This window comes from Pseudarthrobacter sp. MOO13 (genome assembly GCF_058267655.1).
This window is the reverse complement of the sequence record NZ_CM177848.1, coordinates 1949451-1973160: the sequence shown is the minus strand read 5'-3', so window position 1 is coordinate 1973160 and position 23710 is coordinate 1949451. Positions and strand designations below refer to the sequence as shown.

Below are 23710 nucleotides of genomic sequence, written 5' to 3'. Positions count from 1 at the left end.
GGTGCGCCGGATCAGTCCTTCGGCTTGGCGGCGCGCAGGATGCGGTGCAGGCTCAGGAGGACCGATTCGGAGGCCGGGACGGTGCCCTCCTCGGCTTGCCTGGCGGTGGTGGCGGCCATGCAGGCTTCCACTGCCGCCTTGGCCGCGGCATAGCGGTCCTGGTGATTGTTGTCTTCACCTTCGACATCGATAGACAGCAATTCTCCAGTGGACGTGATGGCAGCGGCCAGGGGTTCGGTGTCCTCGAGGGGAATCTCATACGGCAGGTCGTTGTTCCAGATCACGTCGGAAAGAACATCGGTCATGTCCTGGATATGGAATGTCACCTGCTCCAGGTTCTGCAACTCGCGGTAGTCCTGGTCGATGTCCCTCGGATGCAGCTTTCGCCGCGGGTTGGCGCGCCGGCTGGCATCAGCTTCCTTGACCAGGTGGCGTACCGATCTTGCCGCGTCGGACAGCTCCTCCGACCTGCGCGACCATTCCTCGTGTTCCGGCGGCCATTTTTCCGTCAGGGCCGCACCCATGTCGGTCAGTTGCCTGCCAAGGGCGCGCCTGAGTTCGGCCAGGCTGGTGGCGGCCGCGTTCAGGTGCAGGGGTGGAAAGATCAGGAAGTTCACGGCGATGCCCACTGCCACTCCAGCGGCCATTTGCAGGAGGTAGCCGTAGGAGAAGTCCTCGGCATTCCTGCCGCCGACCAGCAGGACCAGGAGCGCGGCCGTTGGAATCCAGTCACTGCCGGAGCCGATGCCTGGCAGCCCGCCCAACAGCACTCCGACGCCCATGAAGAGAGCCACCGTCAACGGTGAGGGATCGGAAATGCTGACCAGGATGAACGCCAAACCGATCCCCACGGCAAGTCCCGCGATGGCCTGGAGTCCGTTCCGGACCGAGCCCGCGACGTTGCGGTACATGGCCACCAGGGCGCCCAGCGGCGCATAATACGTGTAGTGCGACGCCGCCCCGGGCATCAGCGGAGCGATTGTGAAAGCCAGGCCCGCTGCGAGCGCGGCTTTCGTCGCCAGTTGCAGCCGTTGCGCTGCAAAGGCAGCGGAAATTCCTTCCACCGATTGTTTGAGAAGTTGGGTCCCCCGAGCCCACCGTGCGTCCGGTCGTGCTTGAGTATTGCCCATCCGGCCACAGTAAGGCCGGCATCCCGTCAGGACAAGCCGGCCGCGGAACGCCGCACTTCGGAGGCCAGCCGGTGGGCCCTGCCCGGGGTCCGCCCTTCCTCCTGGCGGCGGGGGACATATCCGAAGCCAAGGGCGTAGGAGGGATCCGCAAAGCCAAGGGCAGCGTTCGCTCCCTCATGCCCGAATGCGCGGTGGCTGCCGAAGTTCCTTGACGGGTGCGGTTTCATGAAGACGACGGCGAACGCATTATCGAGCCCAGAGGACCGGTCAAGGCCCCACACCTGTTCCCGTGACATTGCTTCGATGGTTGTGGCCTCGAGGAAGGGACGGCCGCCGTCGACGCCGGTGGTTGCGGCGGCGTAGAGGCGGGCCAGCCCTTCGGCGGATCCCACTCCTCCGGCCGCGGACATGCCTGCTGCCCGGACTGCGCGGATGTTCGGCAGCTCCATGATGGTGCTGACGGGTGCGTTGCCGTTAATACCTTCCAGGCTCAGCGGGTCCACCCATCCCTGGTCGGGGGTGTCCTGGTAGAGGACGTCCCGGTACCGCGGTTCCAGTTCTTCCGGCAGGCCGAGGAAGAAGTCCACGCCGTGGGGCGCGCGGATCCTTGCTTCGTAGACAGCCTGCAATGGCTCGCCGGCGGTGCGTCGGCACAGCTCCTCCATCAGAATTCCAATAGTGAGGGCGTGATATCCGAACTGCCGCCCCGGCTCCCAGAGGGGCGGTAACGCGGCGAGCCGCGCCGCAGCCTCGGGCGTGGTGAACTCGGTGAGCCCGAACCCGCCGTCGATACCCAATAATCCGGCCTGATGGGACAGGGCTTCCCGGACCAGCAGCCTGTCTTTGCCGTGGGCGGCGAACTCCGGCCAGTAGTGGGCCACCGGACGGTCCAAATCGAGGAGGCCGTCCTGGACCAGCAGTGCGATGACCATCGCACCGACGCCCTTTGAACAGGAGTACGCCCCCGTCAGGGTGTCCGGCGCCATGTCCGGGCCTCCAGTCAGCCGGACCACCTGCCGGGATCCCTGGTAGGCCGCCAGTTGGGCGCTGTACCGGGGGTCCCCAGCGAGCAGGGTCTCGAACAAGGCCAGCACGTTCTCGTATCCGGGGGCGACGAAGCCAAGGGAAGTCTGCATGCCTCCCAGCATAGGGGAAAGCGATTTCCTGCCCGGGCTTTGCGGACTAGCTGTACTGAGTCAGGACGTTGGTTGCATTGTGAATAGGTGAAGACCTCTTAGGTTGGTGGTTACCACACACAGCCAACGACTAAGAGGTCTTCATGTCCCACCGTAATGCCCGCCTGACCCCGAACGGTAGGCGGATCCTTATCGAGCGCGTCCTCGCCGGCCGCCCCATCGCCCATGTGGCCAAAGAAATGGGTGTCTCGCGGACCTGCGCACACCGCTGGATCAGCAGGTACAGGACGCACGGCTGGGCCGGCCTCGAGGACCGCAGCTCCCGCCCAAGGTCGTGCCCCCACGCCACTTCCACGGAAGTCGTTGCCGATGTTCTGACCCAGCGCGTTGAGCACCGCGAAGGGCCAGCGGGCCTTGCAGCCCGGTGCGGTACCAGCGCCCGGACGGTCTCCCGGATCCTGACCCGCGCGGGCATGCCCCGACTGTGGGACCTGGACCCGGTGACCGGGGTACGGATCCGCGCCTCCCGTGCCACGGACCGACGCTACGAGCGCGACGCCCCTGGGGAAATGATCCACATCGACGTCAAGAAACTCGGCCGGATTCCCGACGGCGGAGGCTGGCGGGCCGACCCGAACCAGTCCGCCCGCAACCACTCAACAGGCCATACAAGGGTCGGTTTCGACTACGTCCACGTCGCCGTCGATGACCACACCCGTCTGGCCTACGCCGAGGTCCTGCCCGACGAGAAAGGCCCGACCTGCGCCGGGTTCCTCACCCGGGCCGCAACGGCCATGGCAGCCAACGGCGCACCCGTCCGCAGAGTCATGACCGACAACGCGTTCGCCTACCGGATATCGAAAGATTTCCAGGACGCACTGGCTGCACTGGGCGCCAAACACATCCTGATCAAACCCCGCCATCCCTGGCAGAACGGCAAAGCAGAACGCTTCAACCGCACCCTCCAAGAAGGCTGGGCCTACCGGCAACCCTTCACCTCCAACCAAGCCCGGACCGACGCCCTGCAGCCATGGCTAGACTTCTACAACAACCACCGGCCCCACGGCAGCCTCGGAGGCAAACCACCCATCAGCAGGTGCAACCAACCTACTGACTGAGTACAACTAGCCCACGGCTCCGTGTCCGGCAGCCACTTCTTCGCCCGGCCGTACCGGACCCGGCGGCGTGCCGTCCCCGAAGGGCCGGCCGCCAAGCGCTTCGCGGCCATGCGGGGTCAGCCAGCCAGCCAGGTCCGGCCCCTTCGGCACGATCCCGGTGGGGTTGATGTCCTCGTGGACGATGTAGTAATGCTGCTTGATCTGGACGAAATCGGTGGTATCACCGAAGCCCGGAGTTTGGAACAGGTCCCGGGCGTAGCCCCAGAGCGCGGGCATCTCACTGAGCTTTTGCCGGTTGCACTTGAAGTGGCCGTGGTAGACGGCGTCGAAGCGGGCCAGCGTGGTGAAGAGCCTGACGTCCGCTTCGGTGATGGTATCGCCGACGAGGTACCGCTGGCGCGAGAGCCGCTCTTCGAGCCAGTCCAGGGCCGTCCAGAGCCGGTCGTACGCGGCGTCGTAGGCCTCCTGCGAACCGGCGAAACCGCAGCGGTAGACGCCGTTGTTGACTTCGGTGAAGACGCGCTTGTTGATCCGGTCAATCTCCCCGCGGAGGTGCTCCGGGTAGAGTTCCGGTGCGCCCGTCCGGTGGAAATCCACCCATTCGGTGGAAAAGTCGAGTGTGATCTGCGGGAAGTTGTTGGTCACGACTTCGCCGGTTGGTATATCCACGACGGCGGGGACGGTGATGCCCCGCGGATAGTCAGGGAAACGCTTGAAATAGGCCTCCTGGATGCGCTCAATGCCCAGGACGGGATCAACGCCGCCGGGATCGAGGTCGAACGTCCAGGACCGGGCATCATGGGTAGGTCCGGGCTGGCCTAGTGAGATGACGTCTTCAAGGCCCAGCAGCCTGCGGACTATGACCGTTCGGTTGGCCCACGGGCAAGCCCTGGCGGCAATGAGCCGGTACCGTCCCGCTTCCACCGGCCAGCCGGGTTCACCGTTGCTGCCGGGAGCGGCATCCCTGGTAATGCGGTCTTCGATGTAGTTGGTGTCACGGGTGAACTCCGCACCGCCGGTCACATATGCGCCTCGGGTGCTGTGCTCGGTGCTGTGGTCCGTCGCTGTGGGACTGCTGTCGGTTTCCTGGCTCATGGCACTAGCGTATGCGTCCGGCTCAACAATTCAGGCGCCGCCAAGCAGGATCCGGGAGACGGGCAGCCAGGCCGCAAGCCATGAGCCGGCCACGAGCGCGCTGAAGATGGTGATCCAGACGGCGGACGGCACGGAGGTGGCGCGGTACAGCAGGTATGCGTCGGAACTTTCCAGGCGGTCGCGACGCCGGAGGTGGACGTGGGTGAGTTTGGCCAGGTCCCGGACTGCGGCCACGAGCAAGGCAAGGCCGAAGATGACGGCGGCATGTCCGGCAGCCGAGGCCGTTGCCAGGAACGTGAGGGCAGCGGCGCCGGCCATGGCGGTCAGGGTGATGAGGAATCCGGCAAGGTTGCGGAGGAACAGCATTGACGCGGCCAGGACCACCACGCTTACCGCCATGGCTGCGGCACCCCACCCGGTGACTCCGCACCACACGAACGCCGCACCAACGAGTGCCGGGACCGGATAGCCCCAGAAACACGACCAGGCAGCGGCAACACGGCTCCGGCTGTAGGCAGTCGTTGTTCCGGAGTGGTCCAGACGGAGCCGGATCCCGGACAGCCGCTGGCCCGAGGTTACGGCGGCAACCGCGTGGCCCAGTTCGTGAGTTGCGGTGGCAAGGAGTCCAAAGTAGCGCCAGGAACGGCGCGGGATGGACAGCGCCGTGGCTGCTGCCAGGGACAGCAACATCTCTACCCAGGTGATGTTGGGCACGGGTGCCTGGGAGAAGGCCGCCGCGAAGGTGTTCCATACGCCAGCTGGGCTGTCCAACGCTGCCTCCTGGCTGCCGGGTCGTCGTCGTAAGTTCCTTGACGGCACGTTACCCACTTTGTCTGGGTGAACGCTTAAAACCGGAAGGCACGCCTTGTGCGGCGTGCCTTCCGGATGGTTTTCACGAGGGTCCAGGTGTTTTGCCCGGAACTGTTTCTTCCTAGCCTTCGCACTCAGTGCAGTAGCTGTGGCCGTCTTTCTGGCGCGCAATCTGGGACCGGTGCCGGACCAGGAAACAGGAGTAGCAGGTGAATTCGTCCTCTGCCTGCGGAATGACCTGGACTACGAGTTCCTCAGCGACGAATTCGCCGCCAGGGACGCCGGCGCCGTCCAGCCCGTCAGCTTCGTCCAACTCCTGCACAACACTGCGGGCGTCGGGAGCATTTGCTGACTGGAGCTGCTCAAGTGAGTTGTCCTGCGATTCCTTGACGTCGGAACGCAGTTCATCGTAATCGGTTGCCACTTTAGGTGCTTCTCTTTTCTTTGATTGGCTGTCGGGTATGAAACGTACAGCATCCGGCCCGTATTCCCCAATAGGAAGCGCCGCGGACGCTGTGGATTTAGGCGGCTTCGATGTGGATCTGCGCAGGGTCAGCCGGAGCCGTGGGGCCCTAAAATTGGGACTATGAGCACGGAGCTGGAGATCGCTTTGGTGTTGGGGACCGCACTCCTGTGGATGGCGGTGACGCTGACCATCCTGTCCGCCATTGACCGTCCGGAACGCAAAGCGCGGCGCCAGGAACGGCGTGATGTCCGGACGGAGAAACGTCGGATCGAGTACCGGCCTGCCGTGGCCGGTTCGCGTATCCACCGCCACTCCCGTCCCCGCAGGTTGCATCCGCACTGACGGCTTGGGGGCAGGTGGGCAAACGGCGACCAGGCGGCCGGCGAGGCTGCCCGGTGCGGCTCGGCACCCGCCGTTGAACACGCTCCCTGGGAGCCCTCCACACACCGCAAAGCCGGCTGCATAGTCAAGTCTTGACGAGGTTCTCAACGCCGCTGACACTTTCACGATGGGAGTAAGCGAAGAATTGCGGGCCCTCGGCCAAGTGGTGGACCGGTTGGCAGCGAGGTTTCCTACGCTGTCCAGGGAGCAGATCGAAGACGTGGTGCAGCAGGAACACAGCATCCTTGATACCGGGAGGGTGCGCGCTTTCATACCGGTGCTTGTCGAACATGCGGCGAGGGACCGGCTTTCGCAATAGTGCCCAGGCGGCGTCGCCGCCGCCGGTCCCCGCCGGTTACGGCGCGACGTCGATGAGCACCTTTCCGACGATGCCCTGTTCAACGGCGTCGTGCGCAGCGGCGGTCTCTTCAAGGGGGAAGCGGGTCAGCGGCAGCCCGTAGTCTTCGCCGACCCGGAGCGCGCCGGCCTCAAGGGCTCCGGAGACCGCAGCAACCGCATCCTGTTTCTGTTCGTCAGTCACCGTGTAGGTGAGGATGAATTGCAGCCGGACGTTTTTCGTCATGCCCTCGCGGATGGGCACGGTCAGTGACTCCCCGGGGTTTGCGGCGTAGACGGAGATCGTCCCGCCCGGCTTGAGCACCTCCAGGCCTGCCTCGATGTTTGCCGGAGCGTTAACCTCCACAATGGTGTCCACACCGTCCGGGGCCGCGTCGCGGACAGCACGCACCACGTCGTCGGTCCGGTAATTGATGACCGTGCCTGCTCCCGCCCGCCGGGCCAGTTCCGCTTTGTGGTCGCCGCTGACGGTGGTGATGACGGTTGCCCCGGCCCATCGTGCCAACTGGATGGCTGCATGACCCACTGCCCCCGCGCCGCCGGTGACAAGGACGGTCCGTCCGGCCAGGGCCCCGGGGGAGAGCCGGGACGGTCCGCCTTCGCTTGAGGTGAGGGCCCGGTGGGCAGTCAAAGCAGGGATGCCGAGTGAGGCGCCGGCGTCAAAGGACTCTCCGTCCGGAAGAGGCACAACCTTTCCGGCCGGGACAGTGACGTACTCCTGTGCGGTGCCTTCGTTGCCGCCCCACGCGACATCCCAGAGCCAGACACGGTCCCCGACGCCGAACCTGGCTACCCCGGCACCTACGGCATCGATCACCCCGGCTCCGTCCTGGTTGGGAACCTTGGGCGCGTCCAGTTTCCTGCTCCCGCCGCCGGAGCGTGACTTCCAGTCAGTAGGGTTCACTCCGGACACCAGCAGCCGGACCCTGACCTCGTCCTGGCCGGGGTCCACCAAGGGCCTGTCGCGGAGCTTCAGGACCGCCGATGGGCCCGTCTCTTCGTACACGATGGCCTTCATGTCTTCTCCCTATCCACGCTCGGCTGTAAGTACCGCTCCAACTTACCGCGCCCGCACAGTGCCACTGCAGGTTGTTCGTGCCGCGTGGCCCCCGTTGCGTGGCCCGAAACCTTCCCGCTTCCGGCGCCTAGAACCGGTCTGTGCCGCGGAGGGACCGAGGGCGCCCGTCCGGGTCCACGACAAGCCGGTACAGGGGATCGGCCCAGAGCCGGTGGAGGGGCGGCAGGGGCTCTATGGTGTGGCGCTGCACCTGTCCGGGAGGCCGAGGAGCGCGGCGCCCGTTTCGGTGCCACTGCGCAAGGGCATCGGCAGTGCTGTTCCACAAGTCCAGGCCGGCCGTCGGCTCAAGGAGCCGCGGGTCGTCGGGGTCCAGCCCCAGGTGCTCGGTCCACAGCTGGATCCGTAGCTCCCTGGCCAACGGCCCGGATCGGGCAGGTTGGCCGGCCTCGCCGGGGCTGCCTCTTTCCGGTTGGGAGGTATCGACGACGGCGCACGTCAGTTCGCTGTCAGTGGTCCAGGACCGGCGGTTGAAATTGTCCGATCCGCAGGTAAACCAGGTGTCGTCGATAATGCAGATTTTGGCGTGGACGTAGATCGGCGTGCTGTCGCTGTTCTCCAGGTCGAAGACGCCAACCCGGTCCGGTGCGGCCCGCCGGAGCATGGAGACGGCACGCTGTTGGCCCAGCCGCCTGGGCGGGCCGCCCAGCCGACCGTCAGAGTCCGGATAGCGAGGGACGACGATGATCACCTGGAGCGAAGGGTTGCGCTCCAACGCGGTTGCGATTCCGGCCGCGACATCTGTTGACCACAAATACTGGTCCTCGATGTAGATGAGGGAACGGGCCTGCGAGAAGGCTTTCGCGTAGGCGCGGGCAATGCTGCGCTCGCCGTTGGGAGCGAACGGGAAGGGTGGATGCTTCCGGCCGTACGTACGCAGCAGCTGGACTGCGTGCGGGCCCGCCGGCGGCGGGGGTGGGGCAGCGTCAGGCAGGGGCCGGGGGTGACGGGGCATCCGGGCCAGGCGCTGCAGCAACATGCGGTATGGCGTGTGCCGGTCCAACGGGTGGGGATCGTTCCAGCGTTCAGCGAAGACCGCCAGGACATCAGCCACTACGGGGCCACGCAGCTCCAGCGCGGCGTCGTGCCAGGGGGGCCGCTGACCGTACTTGGGGTCCATCTTCACCGCCTGCGGGTCACCGCCATGGCGGGCGTCATCCCGGCGGCTGTGTGAGAGGTCCAGCCCGCCAACGAAAGCGACGTCCTTCGATGGGTCGTCGCGACGGCGGATCACCACCAGTTTCTGGTGATGGGAACCGAAGAGGCGCACCCGCTGGTCCAGCAGCGCTTCGCCGCCTGCATCGTTGATTCGCCTGCTGAGCAGTTCGTTGGAGCGTCCACTGATGGGGGCCGATATCCGCTCTCCATGGGACCGCCAAACGAGTCCACGGACTTCCACCCCTACCCGGGCCAGCTCCGCCAGCACCGTGCCAATCGTTGGGCCGTCAGCGGAAAGCCGCTCATCGGCATCCCCCCGCCAGTCCGTGAACCACACCCGGTCACCGGCCTTGAGAGCCGACAATTCCCCGTGCAAGCGGGAAAAGTAGGACGCCCCGTGGATCAAGGGCCGCACCAGGTTTCCCTCTGACCACGCTGGTGATCCGTCGTTCAACGCTTGCACGGCACTGGCAGGATTTCCGCGCTCGGACCTGCTCAAAAACCACTTGCGGGCGATGTTGTCCAATCGGCGCTCCTTGTCGGGGCCCCGGGGCAGGGCGCTTCGTTCCCAAACTAGCCCATGGACGCGGCCCGCGGCGGTATCTCCGGGAGCGGCCGTATCCTTGTTGTTCCGGGGAAAATTGGGAAAATTGTTACCCCTGTGCAGGCTATTTCGACCGCATCGACAGTACGATGAGCACGTTCCAGTCACTTCTGACACCTGGGGGAAACCTTGAGCTATCCGCAATACCCGTCGCAGCAGCCCTATCCGCCGCAGCAGTATCCGTCCCAGCAGTCCTGGCCCGGCGGGGAACCCCCGCTCTGGGCCCCTTACTATGGCGCCCCGTTCCCGGTGGCGGTCAAGCGGTTCTTCAAGAAGTATGCAGCCTTCTCCGGCCGGGCCAGCAGGAGCGAATACTGGTGGTGGACGCTCGTCGCCGTCATCGTCGGCATCGTCCTGAACATCATCATCAGCTCCGGCATGGTGGCGTCAACGTCGACTTACGGCAGCGCTCCGCAGCTGGGTCCTGGAGCAGTTGTCGGACTGATCCTGGGCATGATCTGGGGCCTGGCCACCATCGTCCCGTCGCTGGCTCTGACGGTCCGCCGCCTGCATGACAGCAACAAGAGCGGCTGGCTGATCCTGCTGGGACTCATTCCGTTCGCGGGAGCGATCATCCTGTTGGTCTTCACCCTCATGGGGCCGGACCCGGCCGGGCAGCGGTTCGACCAGCCCACTCAATAACCCAGCTGCCGGCCCGCCGGAAAGGCGGGGGTAAGGAAGAGGGGAAGACCACCATGGTCTTCCCCTCTTTCATGTCTTGGGCCCGTCGCATTCCCGGGTGGCGGCAGGTGCCGGCTGCAGCGTTTGGGATCAGCGATCGGCCGTTGTCTGTGCCAGGTGACCTTGGAGGACATCGCGGACCGAAGTCCACCGGTGCGGCCCGTACCGGTGGTTGTCGACATGGCGGAGTTCGGCCTGGCCGCTGAACATGCTGAAGAAGTACTGCATGCCCTGCCAGGCCGGAAAGGCTCCCTCCCTGTCCTTCGAGAAGCGGCGGCCGATCCTGCCCATCGCCGACAGGGTCCCGGTGGTTCCGGCCCACTGCAGCGCAAAGGGCTTTCCCGTGAGTTCGGTCATGGTCCGGGCAACGGAACGGGCAGTGACCCGGTCACCGGCCACTTCGACAACCCGGGGTGCGGCCTTGTCGAGCGCGACAAGCGCGACGACGCGTGCCACATCATCTTTGGTGGTGAAGTCGAGGATTTGGTCGGCTGAGGACCAGTAGAGGACCCGGCGGCGCGAGAACAGGATCATGGGCGCCTGCCCGGTGAGCATGTCCGCAAACGCACCGTTCAGGACGGACGTCACGCGGAGGGGAGCGGCGTCGAGTTCCGCGGCGAAATCACGGCGGAGCTCGAAGTTCCGGTTGCTGCCGGGAGTGACGCGACGGTAGTCGGCGGAGTAATCCGACGGGATAAACCGCGCCACACCTGCCTCGATGGCGGCTGCGAGGAGCGACCTTTGCGCGTCGATGATGACCGGACGCGCCCCGCTGACAGCCGAGATGACCGTGTCGACGCCGGACAGGGCGGAGACGAGGCCGGCGTGGTCCGTGTAGACGGCCTCGCGGACCTGCACGCGATCCGCCCCGCCGAAGACTTTCTGCGCCCTGCCGCTCCCGGGACGGGTAAGGACCCGGACGAGCGTGTCGTGGCGCAGCAGCTCACGAACAATGCGTTGGCCGAGATCGCCGGTGGCTCCGGCGACAAGGACGGTACTGGTAGTCATGGCCTGCCTTCCCGGTGGGATTGGTGGTGCGACGCCGGTAAGGAACCCCGGGAATCGCCTGGGGTTGCCCGGATACAGAAAAACCCCGGAAAATCATTGATTTTCCGGGGTTTCCCAATGTGCGCGGAGGGGGACTTGAACCCCCACCCCCTTTCGAGGACTAGCACCTCAAGCTAGCGCGTCTGCCATTCCGCCACCCGCGCAGGTGGTATTTCGGGAAGCCGTCCCGCCTTTCAGCGTTTCGCGCCTCTCCGAAGCAGCGAGAAAAACTCTAACATGACTTTTCGGGAAGAACGAATCGGGCCGAATGGGTAGGCTGAGGACAGCGGTTCAGCTCGTGCCACCCAGTCATTCCCTACCAAGGAGATACCAATGCCTGAAGTCCTGCCCGAGGATGAAGTTGTCCGGATTTGCCAGGAACTCATCCGGATGGACACGTCCAACTACGGTGACGGATCGGGTCCGGGCGAGCGGGCAGCTGCTGAATACACCGCAGGGCTGATCGAGGAAGTGGGATTGGACGCGGAGATCTTCGAATCCGCCCCGGGCCGCGCCAGTGTTGTGAGCCGCTTGGCGGGGGAGGACCCTTCGGCAAGCGCCCTGGTGGTCCACGGCCACCTGGACGTCGTGCCCGCCCTGTGTGACCAGTGGTCAGTGGACCCGTTCGGCGCGGAACTGAAGGACGGGCTTATCTGGGGACGCGGCGCCGTCGACATGAAGGACATGGATGCCATGATCCTGTCCGTCATGCGCAGCTTCGCCCGGGACGGCAGGAAGCCCAAGCGCGACATCATCTTTGCGTTCTTCGCCGATGAGGAGGCCGGCGGCGTCTACGGCGCCCGGTACGCCGTGGACAACCGTCCCGAACTCTTCGAGGGCGCCACCGAGGCAATCTCGGAGGTGGGCGGTTTCTCCGCCACCATCGGCGGCCAGCGCACCTACCTGCTGCAAACCGCCGAGAAGGGGATCTCCTGGCTTCGGCTGGTGGCCCATGGCAGGGCCGGCCACGGCTCGCAGATCAACACGGACAACGCCATCACCCGACTGGCCGCGGCTGTCACCCGCATCGGCGAGTACAAATGGCCCATCGAGCTCACCCCCACGACCCGCCAGTTCCTTGACGGAGTGACTGAACTCACCGGAGTGGAGTTCGACGCCGACAACCCGGACCTCTTGCTGGACCAGCTTGGCACCGTGGCCCGCTTCGTCGGCGCCACCCTGCAGAACACCACCAACCCCACCCTCCTCAAGGGCGGTTACAAGCACAACGTCATTCCGGAGTCAGCCGAAGCCCTTGTCGACTGCCGCACGCTGCCCGGCCAGGAACAGCAGGTCCTGGAAATCGTCCGCGAGCTCGCCGGCACCGGCGTGGATGTGAGCTATGTCCACAACGACGTCTCATTGGAGGTTCCCTTCGCCGGGAATTTGGTGGACTCCATGATCGATGCCCTCCACAAGGAGGACCCGGGCGCCAAAGTGCTGCCCTACACCCTCTCCGGTGGCACGGACAACAAGTCGCTCAGCCGGCTGGGGATCACCGGCTACGGCTTCGCACCGTTGATGCTTCCGGACGAGCTCGACTTCACTGGTATGTTCCATGGGGTGGACGAGCGGGTCCCGGCCGATTCCCTCAAATTCGGCGCACGGGTGCTGAACACCCTGCTGACCAACTACTAGGGGACGGCTGTGACTCCGGAACAGCTGCTGCCGGACGCTCTCCTGGAGCGGATCCGGCAACGCGCGGCCGGTTACGACCGGGACAACGCCTTCTTCCACGAGGATTTGGAGGAGTTGGCGGCTGCGGGATACCTGAAGCTCTTCGTGCCGGCGTCCGACGGCGGTCCGGGCCTTGGGCTCCGGGCGGCGGCGCAGTGCCAGCGCAGGCTGGCAACGGCTGCCCCCGCCACCGCACTGGCAGTCAATATGCACCTGGTCTGGACCGGCGTCGCACATGTCCTGGCCGCCCGGGGCGACGACTCCTTGTCCTTTGTCCTGGAAGAAGCCGCGCAGGGCGAAGTGTTTGCGTTCGGCAACTCCGAGGCGGGCAACGACTCCGTCCTCTTTGACTCACGGACCATCGCGGCGCCGGCCGCGGACGGCGGGTACACGTTTACCGGAACGAAAATCTTCACGAGCTTGTCGCCTGCCTGGACCCGCCTCGGGATCTTCGGCAAGGACCCTGCGGCCAGGGATGGAGCGGGAGAGCTTGTCCATGGATTCATCCGCCGCGGATCGCCGGGCTACCGGATCCTTGACGATTGGGACACGCTGGGCATGCGGGCCAGCCAGTCCGCCACCACGGTGCTGGAAGGCGCGGCAGTACCGGCGGACCGGATCTTTCGGAAGCTGCCGGTGGGGCCCAACGCCGATCCCCTCATCTTCGCCATCTTCGCCTGCTTCGAGACGCTCCTCGCCGCCGTCTATACGGGGCTGGGGGAGCGTGCCCTGACAGTGGGCGTGGAGACGGCAAAGCGGCGCACATCGTTCAAGAACGGCGGACGCAGCTACGCCCAGGACCCCGATATCCGCTGGAAAGTCGCCGAAGCGGCCATGGCCATGGATGCGCTCTACCCCCAGCTGGACGCCGTGGCGGCGGACGTCGACGCGCTGGCTGATCACGGGTCCCAGTGGTTCCCCAAGCTGGTGGGGCTGAAGGTGAATGCGACCGAAACCGCAAGGCGGGTAGTGGACCTGGCCATCCGGGTCAGCGGCGGATCCAGCTACTTCAGGGGCTCCGAACTGGAGCGGCTGTACAGGGACGTGCTGGCCGGCATGTTCCACCCTTCCGATGATGAGTCAGCCCACAACACCGTCGCCAACGCCTGGCTCGGTCCCCTGGAGGAGTAACCCCGGCGCGGGGCACCTGCTCCTGTTCGTTCCCCCAAGGGCCGCTGGTTCCCCAAAGCCCGCCCTACACGGTGCGTTGGACCTGCATGACCCGGCGGCGCAGCCAAAACCGCCGGCCGCCGCCCATGTAAAGCTTGCTGCGTTCCAATTCCCACTTGCCGTACTCGGAGTGTTCCACCAGGCGGCGCCGCGCCTCCGGCAGGGAATCCTCAGGGCTGAGCGTCAGTACGAGGTATTCGTACTGCCGTAAATAGTCCCGCTCCCGCTGGACTGAGCTGGTGAGAAATTGCTCCTTCATTTGCTCTCCATTTTCGTCCTTTTCCGGCTAACGTGAAGTCATGAGCATCGATCCGCGTGTCGCGCTTTCGTCCCTGACCACCGCTTTGGAAGAACACCTTATAGCAGCATCGAACCGGCGCGGGGACGGTGACCCCTCCGTGGAGGCAGCCTTTTTTGCAGTTGCAGATGCGTTCGAAGTTTATGAAGACGCCCTCTATGAGGCCTACAACGAAGTTACCCCGTTGCAGGTGTTCGACGATGAAGACGACGATGATGAAGACGACGATGATGAAGCCGACGTGGACGACGACGAAGACCTGGAGATTGTGGAGGAATAGCGCAGCGGGGAAAGACTCTGGAGCCCGCGGGATCCCGGTGGTGGGTCGCTAGGCGGACACGTCTTCCAGCGCCCTGGCAATTTGGGGCGGCAGCGGGGAGAGCTGGGCGTCGAGGATCTCTTTCAACTGCACGTTCGTGCGGGCCCCGACAACAACTGTGGCGACGCCGTGCTGGGACAGCAGCCAGGACAATGAGACATCATGCGGTGAACGTCCCAGCCCGTTGGCTGCCATGCACACGGCGTCCACGATGCGGGACGGCTTCTCTTCCAGGTAGGGCTCCACGTAATCGGCCTCGCCCGCGGAGGCGCCGCGCGAACCGGCCGGAATGCTGCCCCGGTATTTGCCCGTGAGGACACCCCGGCCCAGGGGACCCCAGGCCATCAGGCCCAGCCCGGCGTCTTCGAGGGCCGGCATGAGTTCCGATTCCGCCGACCTGTTAAGGAACGAATACTCGGCCTGGGCGGCCACGAGCGGAACGCTGCTGATCGCCGCAGCCTTAGCCGCCTGCCAGCCCTTGAAATTGGAGATCCCGGCGTACCGGGCCCGCCCCGACCGGACAGCGAACTCCAGTGCTGCCAGCGTCTCCTCGAGGGGAACGTTTCCGTCCCACTCTTCGGCGAACCAGAGGTCCACGTAATCCGTGCCCAGCCTGGCCAGGCTGGCGTCCAGCCCGGTGAGCATCGCATTCCGTGAGGTATCCACGGCGCGCCGGCCATCCGGCGTCGTCATTCCCGCTTTGGTGGAGATGGAAATTTCCGTGCGGGATACCACGTCGCCCAGCAGCGCGCCCAGGATCGCTTCGGAGCCCCCGCCAGCGTAGGACGCGGACGTGTCCACATGCCGGCCGCCCGCACCAAGGAACGTCCGCAGCATCTCGGAGGCGTCCTGCTCGTCGGTCTCCCGGCCCCAGGAACGGGTGCCCAGGGAGAGGGCTGAAACTCGCAATCCACTGTTGCCGACGTAACGCTGCTGCATAGCAGCAAGCTTACGGGCAGAAGCGCCACCGCCATGCCGTAGGGTCTTAGCGTGAACTGGTTTGAAGCGGCCCTGCTGGGCCTAGTGCAGGGACTGACCGAATTTCTACCGATTTCATCGAGCGCACACCTGCGGATTGTGGGGGAATTCCTTCCCAACGCGCAGGATCCGGGTGCAGCTTTTACGGCCATCACCCAGCTGGGCACAGAAACAGCCGTGCTGATCTACTTCTGGCGTGACATTGTCCGCATCGTCAAAGCCTGGGCAGGCTCACTGGCCGGCAAAGTGCCGCGGCAGGATCCCGATGCCCGCATGGGCTGGCTGGTGATTCTGGGCAGCCTGCCGATCATCGTGCTGGGGCTGCTCTTCCAGGACCAGATCGAATCGGTCCTGCGCAGCATGTGGATCGTTGCCACCATGCTGATTGTCTTTGGCCTCATCCTCGCCGTGGCGGACGCCATCGGCGCCCAGAAGCGGGACCTGGCCCACCTGACCTACAAGCACGGCATCTTTTACGGCCTGGCCCAAGCCATGGCCCTGATCCCGGGCGTGTCACGCTCCGGCGGCACCATTACCGCCGGACTCCTGATGGGCTATACCCGTGAGGCCGCCGCCCGGTATTCCTTCCTGCTCGCCATCCCCGCCGTTTTCGGCAGCGGGCTCTACCAGCTCTACAAAGTGGTCACCAAGGAAGGCATTACGGGGCCGTTCGGTCTGCCGGAGACCGCCCTGGCCACCGTGATCGCACTGGTGGTGGGGTACGTGATCATCGGCTGGTTCCTGAAGTTTGTCTCCACCCGCAGCTACAGGCTGTTTGTCTGGTACCGGATCTTCCTTGGCCTCGCCCTCTACCTCCTCCTCGGTTTCAACGTCATCAGCGCCTAGGACTAGGCTTTACCTGTGAAATCCTGGACTTCCCGCCCCGTTCCCGTCCTGCCCGGAAACATGCCCGCCATCCGGCTGTTCGACACTGCGGCAGGCCGCGAAGTCGCCCTCGAACCGGAGGCCAGGCCCTCCATGTACGTCTGCGGCATCACCCCCTACGACGCAACCCACATGGGTCACGCCGCCAGCTACGTCGCCTTCGACCTGCTGAACCGTTCGTGGCGCGACGCCGGCAGCGAGGTGTCCTATGTCCAGAACGTCACCGACGTGGACGACCCCCTGCTCGAGCGCGCCACCGCCACCGGGGTTGACTGGCGCGATTTGGCCGCACAACAGGTGGAGCTCTTCCAGACCGACATGGAAGCCCTCAACGTCCTGGCGCCGGACCACTACGTTGGCGCTGTTGAGTCCATCGGGCTGATCGTGCCCGAAGTGGAACGGCTGGTGAGCATGGGCCTGGCCTACACAGTGGGCGGCAGCAACGGCGAACCCGACGGAGACGTCTATTACGACGTCGAAGCAGCCGGCAAGCAGTCAACCGCACCTGACGCGTGGGCACTGGGCGCCATTTCCCACCTGGGTGAAAGCGCCATGCTGGAGCTTTTCGCCGAACGTGGCGGCGACCCGGGGCGCGCCGGAAAGCGGCAGGCCCTGGATCCGTTGCTGTGGCGGGTGGCGCGGGACGGCGAACCAAGCTGGCCCGGTGGAAGCCTGGGCCCAGGCCGGCCCGGCTGGCACATCGAATGCACCGTCATTGCGCAGAAGTACCTCCCGTCACCATTCACCGTGCAGGGCGGCGGCTCCGACCTGATCTTCCCGCACCACGAAATGGGCGCCGGCCACGCCTACTCACTGGCTGGAGTCCCCCTGGCGAAGCACTACGCACACGCCGGCATGGTGGGGTTGGACGGCGAGAAGATGAGCAAGTCCAAAGGCAACCTGGTGCTGGTTTCGAAGCTCCGTGCCGCCGGCGAGGACCCGGCTGCCATCCGGCTGGCGATCCTGTCCCACCATTACCGTTCCGACTGGTCGTGGACGGATGAAGGGTTCTCCGCGGCCAAGGCAGACCTCGCGGCATGGCGGACCGCCCTGCAGCATGCCCCCGCAGGTTCGGGGACGGCGCTCCTGGCCGAGATGCGCGAAGCGCTGGCAGCGGACCTCAACGCGCCCGCAGCGGTTGCCGCCGTATCCCGGTGGGCACGCAAAGCCAATGATGCCGGCGCTGCTGCCAGCGCCGCCGACGCCGCCCTGGTCAAGGACGCGGTGGACGCCCTCCTGGGCATCCAGCTGTAACGAACTCCGCTTCGGGCGGCACAAAAAGGGCCTGGCCCGGATTCCTCCGGGCCAGGCCCTTTCCGCGTCCGGCGGGTTTCAGCCCCTGTCCTGGCCCCGCCGCTTCAAATACCGCTCGAATTCCCGGGCAATGGACTCGCCGCTCGCTTCGGGCAGATCGGCGGTGTCCTTGGCTTCCTCCAACTGGCGCACGTAGGCGGCGATCTCCGGGTCCTCCGTGGCCAACTCATCCACCCCGCGCTCCCACGCCTCGGCCTCCTCGGCCAGCTCATGGGTATCCAGGGGCACCTGGAGGAGTTCCTCGATCCGGTGCAGGAGGGCGAGCTGGGCCTTGGGCGAGGGTGCCTGGGCCACGTAGTGCGGTACGGCAGCCCACAAGGACACGGTGGGAATGCCTGCCAGCAGGGACACCTCGGACAGCACGCCGACAATGCCCACTGGCCCTTCGTATTGGGACGCTTCCAAGTCCATCCGCTCCCGGAGCGGGGCGTCGTCGGAGGACGTGCTCACCGGAATCGGGCGGCTGTGCGGGACATCCGCCAGGAGCGCTCCGACGAGGACCACGTAATCCACGTGCAGCGCTTCCGCATGAACCAGCAGCTCAGCGGTGTAGGCGCGCCATTTATAGGATGGCTCGGTGCCCTGCACAAAGATGACATCCACATTGGAATTTGGCGCGCTGGCTTTGTAGATCCGGGTGGAAGGCCACTTGATCTTCCGTTCGCCTGCCGCGTTCCTGCGGACGGTGGGGCGCGTGAACTGAAAGTCGTAGTACTCGTCAGCATCGATGGAGGCGACTTTCTTGCCGCCCCACAATTTGTTCAGGTAGCGCAACGAATCGCTGGCCGCTTCTCCGGCGTCGTTCCACCCTTCAAAGGCGGCAAGCATCACCGTTACGCGCTGTCCGTCTGCCACCGGCTGGAGGAACCGTTCCCGCTCGGGTCCGGCACCCTCTTCCGCCGTGGCTCCCTCGAAGCTATTCATTTCTTCACCCTACGTCCAAGGTGCTTGGTCGTGCATGGATTGAAGCGCCGCAAATCCCCGTAAACCCGTCCTTGTGGCACCCCTGCCGCGTCATATTCGCCAAGGGCGTAGCCCACAGCCTCCGCCCAGCCACGCCCCGTAGACTGGCTATATGTCAATACCTGCCGCCAGTTCACCGCTCAAGGCCGTCCTCTGGGATATGGACGGGACCATCGTGGATACCGAGCCGTACTGGATCGCCGCCGAGCGGGCACTGGTTGAGGCGCACGGAGGAACCTGGAGCCACCAGCAGGCCATGCAGCTGGTTGGACAGTCACTGACTTTTTCTGCCGGACTGTTGCAGCAGGCGGGTGTGGAGCTGGAAATCCGCGACATCATCGACGCCCTGACGGCCCAGGTCATCAGCAGCGTCCAGCAGCAGGTGCCGTGGCGGCCCGGTGCCCGTGAGCTGTTGGAAGAACTCCACCAAGCCGGGGTACGGTGCGCCTTGGTCACCATGTCCGAAGGTCCACTGGCCCGGGAGGTGGTGGCCAACCTTCCCAGGCCCTACTTCGACGTGCTGGTCACCGGTGACACCGTTACCCAGGGCAAGCCGCATCCGGAGGCCTACCTGACGGCAGTGGAGTTGTTGCAGGAAGCCGATCCCGAGCTCGGCATCCACCATTGCGTCGCGCTGGAAGATTCCGTGCCGGGCGTGGCTGCAGCGGTTGCCTCCGGGGTCGCAACGGTGGCAGTGCCGCACATCGTTCCCCTGCCCGACCATGAGAGCTACGAGCTCTGGGACTCCCTGGCCGGCCGGTCACTGGGAGAGCTGGAAGCCCTGCTGGTGGGTGCGGGTCCCCAAGGCCTCGCGGCACCCGCGTCGGGTGATCCCCTTGGCTGAGCACAGCACGAAGCCTGGCACCGGCCAGGAGGCCCCCGGGCGCCGCGAAGGGATCCCGCTGGGGCGGATCGCCGGCGTCCCCGTGGTCCTGGCCTACTCATGGTTCGTCATTGCGGCCTTCACGGTGATCGTGTACGGACCGGTACTGGCACGGAACAACCCCGTGCTGGGCGCCAGTGCATACTTCGTCGCTTTCGCCTACGCCGTCCTGCTGTTGATCTCTGTGCTCGTGCATGAACTGGCCCACGCCCTCACCGCGAAAATCTACGGCTGGCCCACCCAGAAAATCGTCCTGAACCTCTGGGGCGGCCACACCCAGTTCGAGAGCTTCACAGCTTCCCCGGGGCGCTCGGTAGTGGTGGCCCTTGCCGGACCGGCGGCCAACTTCGTCCTGGCCGGGGGCGCGTGGCTGGTGCTGGGCGACAACAGCCTGGGGAGCGTCGCCGAAATCCTGACGAACATCTTCATGTGGGCCAACTTCCTCATCGGCGTCTTCAACATCCTTCCTGGCCTTCCGCTGGACGGGGGCCGGATGGTCGAGTCCATCGTCTGGAAAGCCACCGGCAGCCAGGCCAAGGGCACCGTTGCCGCCGGCTGGGGCGGGCGGATCATCGTCCTCGCCATCGCCTACTGGTTCCTGGTACGCCCCTTCCTTGCCGGTGACAGCCCCGACTTCAGTTTCCTGATGATCACCATCCTTGTTGGCGGCTTCCTGTGGATGGGCGCGTCGGCGTCCATCCAACAAGGGACACTGCGCGGCAGGCTCCCACTGGTCAGTGCCGCGGCATTGTCCATGCCCGCTGCCGGCCTGCCTGCGACCGCAACCGCCGGAGACGCCCTGCGCCTCTCGGAGGGAGGGGCAAGGGCAGTGGTGGTCTGCGGACCGGACGGACGGCCGCAAGCCGTGGTGGACCCGGAGGCACTCCAGTCAGTCCCCGCTGCCGCGGCGGATTCGACGCCGGTTGATGCCGTTTCCTTCCCGCTCGCGGGCGGCGCGTACGTTCCCGAGTGGTCCAAGGGACAGGAGCTGGTCCAGTTCCTGTCCCAGGTTGCGGGCCGCCACTATGCGGTGGTGGACCACAATGGACAGGTCACCGGACTGTTGACTCAGGAAGCCGTCCTCGCAACCATCACCGGCAAGAGTCCGCGGAACAATAGCTCCCCTCAGGGCCAGAACCGGTAGAGTTACCTGCCGGTCATGCATTGCCGCCGCCAACGCCAACTGGCGCCCCGAGGGACCAGGGGAGCGCGGCACCACCAGGTTTACAGGAGCGAGGAAAAATCATGAGCAGCGAAACTGCCGTCAACGACGCCAAGGGTGCAGCACCATCCAGTGTTGCCGCCAGCGGCTCGCAACCGGTGGGAGCCGCCCGTCGCCGCGGCCCTTTCCGCGAGGGCGAACGCGTCCAGCTGACCGACGAACGCGGCCGGATGAACACCATCACCCTGGAGCGTGGCGGCGCTTTCCACACCCACCGCGGCTTCCTTAATCACGACGAGATCATCGGCAAGGTGGATGGCTCCGTCGTGGTAAACAATGTGGGCCAGCAGTACCAGACACTGCGCCCGCTGCTTTCCGACTTCGTCCTCTCCATGCCGCGCGGCGCCGCTGTCGTCTACCCCAAGGACGCGGGCCAAATCGTCACCATGGCGGACATCTTCCCCGGCGCCCGCGTGGTGGAAGCCGGCGTCGGCTCGGGTGCCCTGTCCATCTCGCTCCTGCGTGCGGTCGGCGACAACGGCTACCTCCACTCCTTCGAGCGCCGCGAGGAATTCGCCGACATCGCCCGCGGCAACGTGGAAACCATCTTCGGCGGCCCGCACCCTGCGTGGCAGATTTCGCTCGGCGACTTCCAGGAGGAAGTGGTCAAGGCCGAGGCCCCCGGCTCCGTCGACAGGGTGGTCCTGGACATGCTGGCACCGTGGGAATGCCTCGACGCCGTGGCCACGGTCCTCGCCCCCGGCGGCGTGTGGATCAACTACGTCGCCACCGTCACGCAGCTCTCCCGGACGGCTGAGGCCATCCGCGCCGACGGGCGCTTCACGGAACCCGATGCCTGGGAGTCAATGGTCCGCGGCTGGCACCTTGAAGGTTTGGCGGTACGCCCCGACCACCGCATGGTGGCCCACACCGGGTTCCTCCTGGTCAGCCGCCGGCTGGCCGACGGGGTCACCGGAATCTCCGTGAAGCGCCGTCCTTCGAAGACCGAATTCAACGAAGAAGACGTCAATGCCTGGACCCCCGGTGCCGTAGGGGAGCGGGCGGTGTCGGACAAGAAACTCCGCCGGGCCGCCCGCGACGCCATTGCCGGCACGAACGTCGTGGACACCCCCGAGGTTACGAACTAGTCCATATTTCGGGAGTCTCCATCCCTACCCGCCTTCTTGGGACTAATGTCTTAAGAGAAGCGCAGGAAGGGGCTGATACATCATGGAGACTCCAAACCAGGACTCCGGACGTACACCGGCAGAGCAGTCTGCCGCCAACGACCTCTCGGTTGCTGACCGCCAGGTCAACATACTTCGGGACAAGCTCAGGCACATCGACCGCCAGCTCGCAGCGGCAACCCAGAACAACACCAAGCTGGTCACCATGCTTGAGACCGCGAAAGCGGAAATCCTGCGGCTTAAGAACGCCCTGGACCAGGAAGGACAGCCGCCGTACAGCTTCGGCACCATCCTGCAGATCAATCCCAAACGGCAACCCGCCCCGGGCAGCAGCGGACAGGCCGCCACCGAGGAATCAGTGGACATTTTTAATGCCGGCCGGAAGATGCGGGTGGGCATCAGCCCCTTGGTCAACATCAACCAGCTGGCGGTCGGGCAGGAAGTACTGCTTAACGAGGCGCTCCTGATCGTCGCCGGGCTCGGCTATGAGCGGGCCGGCGAGCTCGCCACGTTGAAGGAGATGCTGGGACGCGACCGCGCCCTGGTGGTGGGCCGTGCGGACGAAGAACGCGTCGTCCGCCTGTCCGGTGCCCTCCTGGCCGAAAAGCTCAGGGTCGGCGATGCCCTTTCCATCGATTCACGCACCGGATATGCGCTGGAAAAGGTTCCGCGTTCCGAGGTGGAGAACCTGGTCCTTGAGGAAGTTCCGGACATCACCTACGAGGACATTGGCGGCCTCGGGCCCCAGATCGAACAGATCCGCGACGCAGTCGAACTGCCGTTCCTGCATCCGGACCTCTACCGGGAGCACGGGCTGAAGGCCCCCAAGGGCATCCTCCTCTACGGTCCCCCCGGCTGTGGCAAAACGCTGATCGCCAAGGCGGTGGCCAATTCCCTCGCCGCCCGGGCGGCAGAGCGGTCCGGGAACGTGGATCTCAAGAGCTACTTCCTCAACATCAAGGGGCCCGAACTCCTTGACAAATATGTGGGCGAAACGGAACGGCACATCCGGCTGATCTTTTCCCGCGCCCGTGAAAAGGCTTCCGACGGCAGCCCCGTAGTGGTCTTCTTCGACGAGATGGACTCGCTGTTCCGTACCCGCGGCACCGGGATTTCGTCCGACGTCGAGACCACCATCGTGCCCCAGCTCCTCAGCGAGATCGACGGCGTGGAACGCCTCGACAACGTGATCGTGATCGGTGCGTCCAACCGTGAAGACATGATCGACCCCGCGATCCTCCGGCCGGGCCGGCTGGACGTGAAGGTCAAGATCCAGCGCCCGGACGCGGAAGCCGCCGCAGACATCTTCAACAAATACATCACACCCGACCTGCCGTTCCACGAATCGGACCTGGCCGAACACAACGGTGACGTCCAGGCGACGGTAGACGCCATGGTCCAGCGCACCGTCGAAGCCATGTACTCCACGGACAAGTCCAACGAGTTCCTGGAGGTCACCTACGCCAACGGTGATACCGAAATGCTCTACTTCAAGGACTTCAACTCGGGCGCCGTGGTCCAAAACGTGGTGGACCGGGCCAAGAAGTACGCCATCAAGGATTTGCTGACCTCGCACCAGAAGGGACTGCGGATCGAACATCTCCTGCGCGCCGTGGTGGATGAGTTCCGCGAACACGAGGACATGCCCAACACCACCAACCCTGACGACTGGGCGCGCATCTCCGGGAAGAAGGGCGAACGGATCACCTACATCCGAACCATCGTCCAAGGCAAAGCCGGGCAGGAGCCCGGGAAGTCGATCGAAACCATGCCCACCACGGGACAGTATCTGTGACGGGTGCATCAGGACCCGCCG

The 23710-nt window shown here is 65.3% G+C and carries 24 protein-coding genes and 1 tRNA gene; 13 read left to right on the top strand and 12 right to left on the bottom strand.

From position 1 onward, the window contains the following. Positions 1-11: 11 nt before the first annotated feature. Together AC4EEO_RS09185 and AC4EEO_RS09180 are read right to left on the bottom strand one after the other, a co-directional pair. Positions 12-1064 carry an FUSC family protein gene (locus AC4EEO_RS09185; protein ID WP_491340297.1) on the bottom strand — a complete coding sequence of 351 codons (1053 nt, stop codon included), beginning with the start codon at positions 1062-1064 and terminating at the stop codon, positions 12-14. 92 nt (positions 1065-1156) lie between these two features. Next, positions 1157-2266: a serine hydrolase domain-containing protein gene (locus tag AC4EEO_RS09180; protein WP_491340296.1), complete on the bottom strand. Its 1110-nt coding sequence runs from the start codon at positions 2264-2266 to the stop codon at positions 1157-1159. 143 nt (positions 2267-2409) lie between these two features. Here AC4EEO_RS09180 and AC4EEO_RS09175 point away from each other — a divergent pair, with 143 nt between their 5' ends. Then, positions 2410-3384 carry an IS481 family transposase gene (locus tag AC4EEO_RS09175; RefSeq protein ID WP_491329862.1) on the top strand — a complete coding sequence of 325 codons (975 nt, stop codon included), beginning with the start codon at positions 2410-2412 and terminating at the stop codon, positions 3382-3384. A gap of 6 nt (positions 3385-3390) precedes the next feature. Here AC4EEO_RS09175 and AC4EEO_RS09170 read toward each other — a convergent pair whose 3' ends face one another. The 3 genes from AC4EEO_RS09170 to AC4EEO_RS09160 form a co-directional block, all read right to left on the bottom strand. Beyond that, complete coding sequence (locus AC4EEO_RS09170; protein ID WP_491340295.1) at positions 3391-4479, bottom strand: glutathione S-transferase family protein; 1089 nt, start codon at positions 4477-4479, stop codon at positions 3391-3393. A gap of 30 nt (positions 4480-4509) precedes the next feature. Further along, positions 4510-5250 (bottom strand): M50 family metallopeptidase, encoded by a 741-nt coding sequence (locus AC4EEO_RS09165; protein WP_491340294.1) that lies wholly within the window; start codon positions 5248-5250, stop codon positions 4510-4512. A 160-nt stretch (positions 5251-5410) separates the two neighbouring features. Next, positions 5411-5713 carry a DUF4193 domain-containing protein gene (locus AC4EEO_RS09160; protein ID WP_018761323.1) on the bottom strand — a complete coding sequence of 101 codons (303 nt, stop codon included), beginning with the start codon at positions 5711-5713 and terminating at the stop codon, positions 5411-5413. A 162-nt stretch (positions 5714-5875) separates the two neighbouring features. Here AC4EEO_RS09160 and AC4EEO_RS09155 point away from each other — a divergent pair, with 162 nt between their 5' ends. Next, on the top strand, positions 5876-6097 hold the full coding sequence (locus AC4EEO_RS09155) for a hypothetical protein (RefSeq protein ID WP_018761324.1): 222 nt from the start codon (positions 5876-5878) through the stop codon (positions 6095-6097). A gap of 166 nt (positions 6098-6263) precedes the next feature. After that, a complete protein-coding gene (locus AC4EEO_RS09150) occupies positions 6264-6455 on the top strand; it encodes a three-helix bundle dimerization domain-containing protein (protein ID WP_491329955.1) in 192 nt (63 codons plus the stop codon). A gap of 36 nt (positions 6456-6491) precedes the next feature. On the opposite strand, the gene AC4EEO_RS09145 is transcribed toward AC4EEO_RS09150, so the two are convergent. Beyond that, positions 6492-7511 (bottom strand): NADPH:quinone reductase, encoded by a 1020-nt coding sequence (locus tag AC4EEO_RS09145; protein WP_018761326.1) that lies wholly within the window; start codon positions 7509-7511, stop codon positions 6492-6494. Between the two features lie 127 nt (positions 7512-7638). After that, positions 7639-9102: a phospholipase D family protein gene (locus AC4EEO_RS09140; protein ID WP_491340293.1), complete on the bottom strand. Its 1464-nt coding sequence runs from the start codon at positions 9100-9102 to the stop codon at positions 7639-7641. Between the two features lie 357 nt (positions 9103-9459). Between AC4EEO_RS09140 and AC4EEO_RS09135 the strand changes: the two genes are divergently transcribed. After that, positions 9460-9972: a DUF805 domain-containing protein gene (locus tag AC4EEO_RS09135; RefSeq protein WP_109044599.1), complete on the top strand. Its 513-nt coding sequence runs from the start codon at positions 9460-9462 to the stop codon at positions 9970-9972. 129 nt (positions 9973-10101) lie between these two features. On the opposite strand, the gene AC4EEO_RS09130 is transcribed toward AC4EEO_RS09135, so the two are convergent. Beyond that, positions 10102-11019, bottom strand: coding sequence for an NmrA family NAD(P)-binding protein (locus AC4EEO_RS09130; RefSeq protein ID WP_109044598.1), 918 nt, complete (start codon positions 11017-11019; stop codon positions 10102-10104). 120 nt (positions 11020-11139) lie between these two features. Next, positions 11140-11222: transfer RNA gene (locus tag AC4EEO_RS09125), tRNA-Leu, on the bottom strand. 169 nt (positions 11223-11391) lie between these two features. Between AC4EEO_RS09125 and AC4EEO_RS09120 the strand changes: the two genes are divergently transcribed. Beyond that, positions 11392-12696, top strand: a complete 1305-nt coding sequence (locus AC4EEO_RS09120; protein WP_491340292.1) for a M20/M25/M40 family metallo-hydrolase — start codon at positions 11392-11394, stop codon at positions 12694-12696. 9 nt (positions 12697-12705) lie between these two features. Then, entirely contained in the window at positions 12706-13866 is a 1161-nt protein-coding gene (locus AC4EEO_RS09115; protein ID WP_491340291.1) for an acyl-CoA dehydrogenase family protein, read from the top strand. Positions 13867-13930: 64 nt separating this feature from the next. Here the strand turns inward: AC4EEO_RS09115 and AC4EEO_RS09110 are convergent, their stop codons facing one another. Beyond that, the gene (locus tag AC4EEO_RS09110) at positions 13931-14164 is read right to left on the bottom strand and encodes a DUF5703 family protein (protein ID WP_018761332.1); all 234 of its coding nucleotides are present in this window, start codon (positions 14162-14164) and stop codon (positions 13931-13933) included. Positions 14165-14204: 40 nt separating this feature from the next. Here AC4EEO_RS09110 and AC4EEO_RS09105 point away from each other — a divergent pair, with 40 nt between their 5' ends. Next, entirely contained in the window at positions 14205-14483 is a 279-nt protein-coding gene (locus tag AC4EEO_RS09105) for a hypothetical protein (protein ID WP_491340290.1), read from the top strand. A 48-nt stretch (positions 14484-14531) separates the two neighbouring features. Here the strand turns inward: AC4EEO_RS09105 and AC4EEO_RS09100 are convergent, their stop codons facing one another. Continuing rightward, positions 14532-15461, bottom strand: coding sequence for an aldo/keto reductase (locus AC4EEO_RS09100; RefSeq protein WP_109044596.1), 930 nt, complete (start codon positions 15459-15461; stop codon positions 14532-14534). Positions 15462-15512: 51 nt separating this feature from the next. Here AC4EEO_RS09100 and AC4EEO_RS09095 point away from each other — a divergent pair, with 51 nt between their 5' ends. Then, a complete protein-coding gene (locus tag AC4EEO_RS09095; protein WP_018761335.1) occupies positions 15513-16346 on the top strand; it encodes an undecaprenyl-diphosphate phosphatase in 834 nt (277 codons plus the stop codon). A gap of 15 nt (positions 16347-16361) precedes the next feature. Continuing rightward, entirely contained in the window at positions 16362-17639 is a 1278-nt protein-coding gene (gene mshC, locus AC4EEO_RS09090) for a cysteine--1-D-myo-inosityl 2-amino-2-deoxy-alpha-D-glucopyranoside ligase (RefSeq protein WP_491329962.1), read from the top strand. A gap of 78 nt (positions 17640-17717) precedes the next feature. Here the strand turns inward: mshC and AC4EEO_RS09085 are convergent, their stop codons facing one another. Beyond that, positions 17718-18623, bottom strand: a complete 906-nt coding sequence (locus AC4EEO_RS09085) for a PAC2 family protein (RefSeq protein WP_018761337.1) — start codon at positions 18621-18623, stop codon at positions 17718-17720. Between the two features lie 199 nt (positions 18624-18822). Here AC4EEO_RS09085 and AC4EEO_RS09080 point away from each other — a divergent pair, with 199 nt between their 5' ends. The 4 genes from AC4EEO_RS09080 (at position 18823) to arc (ending at position 23689) form a co-directional block, all read left to right on the top strand. Then, the gene (locus AC4EEO_RS09080; RefSeq protein WP_491330923.1) at positions 18823-19506 is read left to right on the top strand and encodes an HAD family hydrolase; all 684 of its coding nucleotides are present in this window, start codon (positions 18823-18825) and stop codon (positions 19504-19506) included. After that, the gene (locus tag AC4EEO_RS09075) at positions 19499-20689 is read left to right on the top strand and encodes a site-2 protease family protein (protein ID WP_491340289.1); all 1191 of its coding nucleotides are present in this window, start codon (positions 19499-19501) and stop codon (positions 20687-20689) included. Before AC4EEO_RS09080 ends, AC4EEO_RS09075 begins: the two co-directional genes overlap by 8 nt. Before the next feature lie 101 nt (positions 20690-20790). Beyond that, the gene (locus tag AC4EEO_RS09070; RefSeq protein WP_285318080.1) at positions 20791-21855 is read left to right on the top strand and encodes a tRNA (adenine-N1)-methyltransferase; all 1065 of its coding nucleotides are present in this window, start codon (positions 20791-20793) and stop codon (positions 21853-21855) included. An 82-nt stretch (positions 21856-21937) separates the two neighbouring features. Continuing rightward, complete coding sequence (gene arc / locus AC4EEO_RS09065) at positions 21938-23689, top strand: proteasome ATPase (protein WP_018761341.1); 1752 nt, start codon at positions 21938-21940, stop codon at positions 23687-23689. Positions 23690-23710 lie beyond the last annotated feature (21 nt).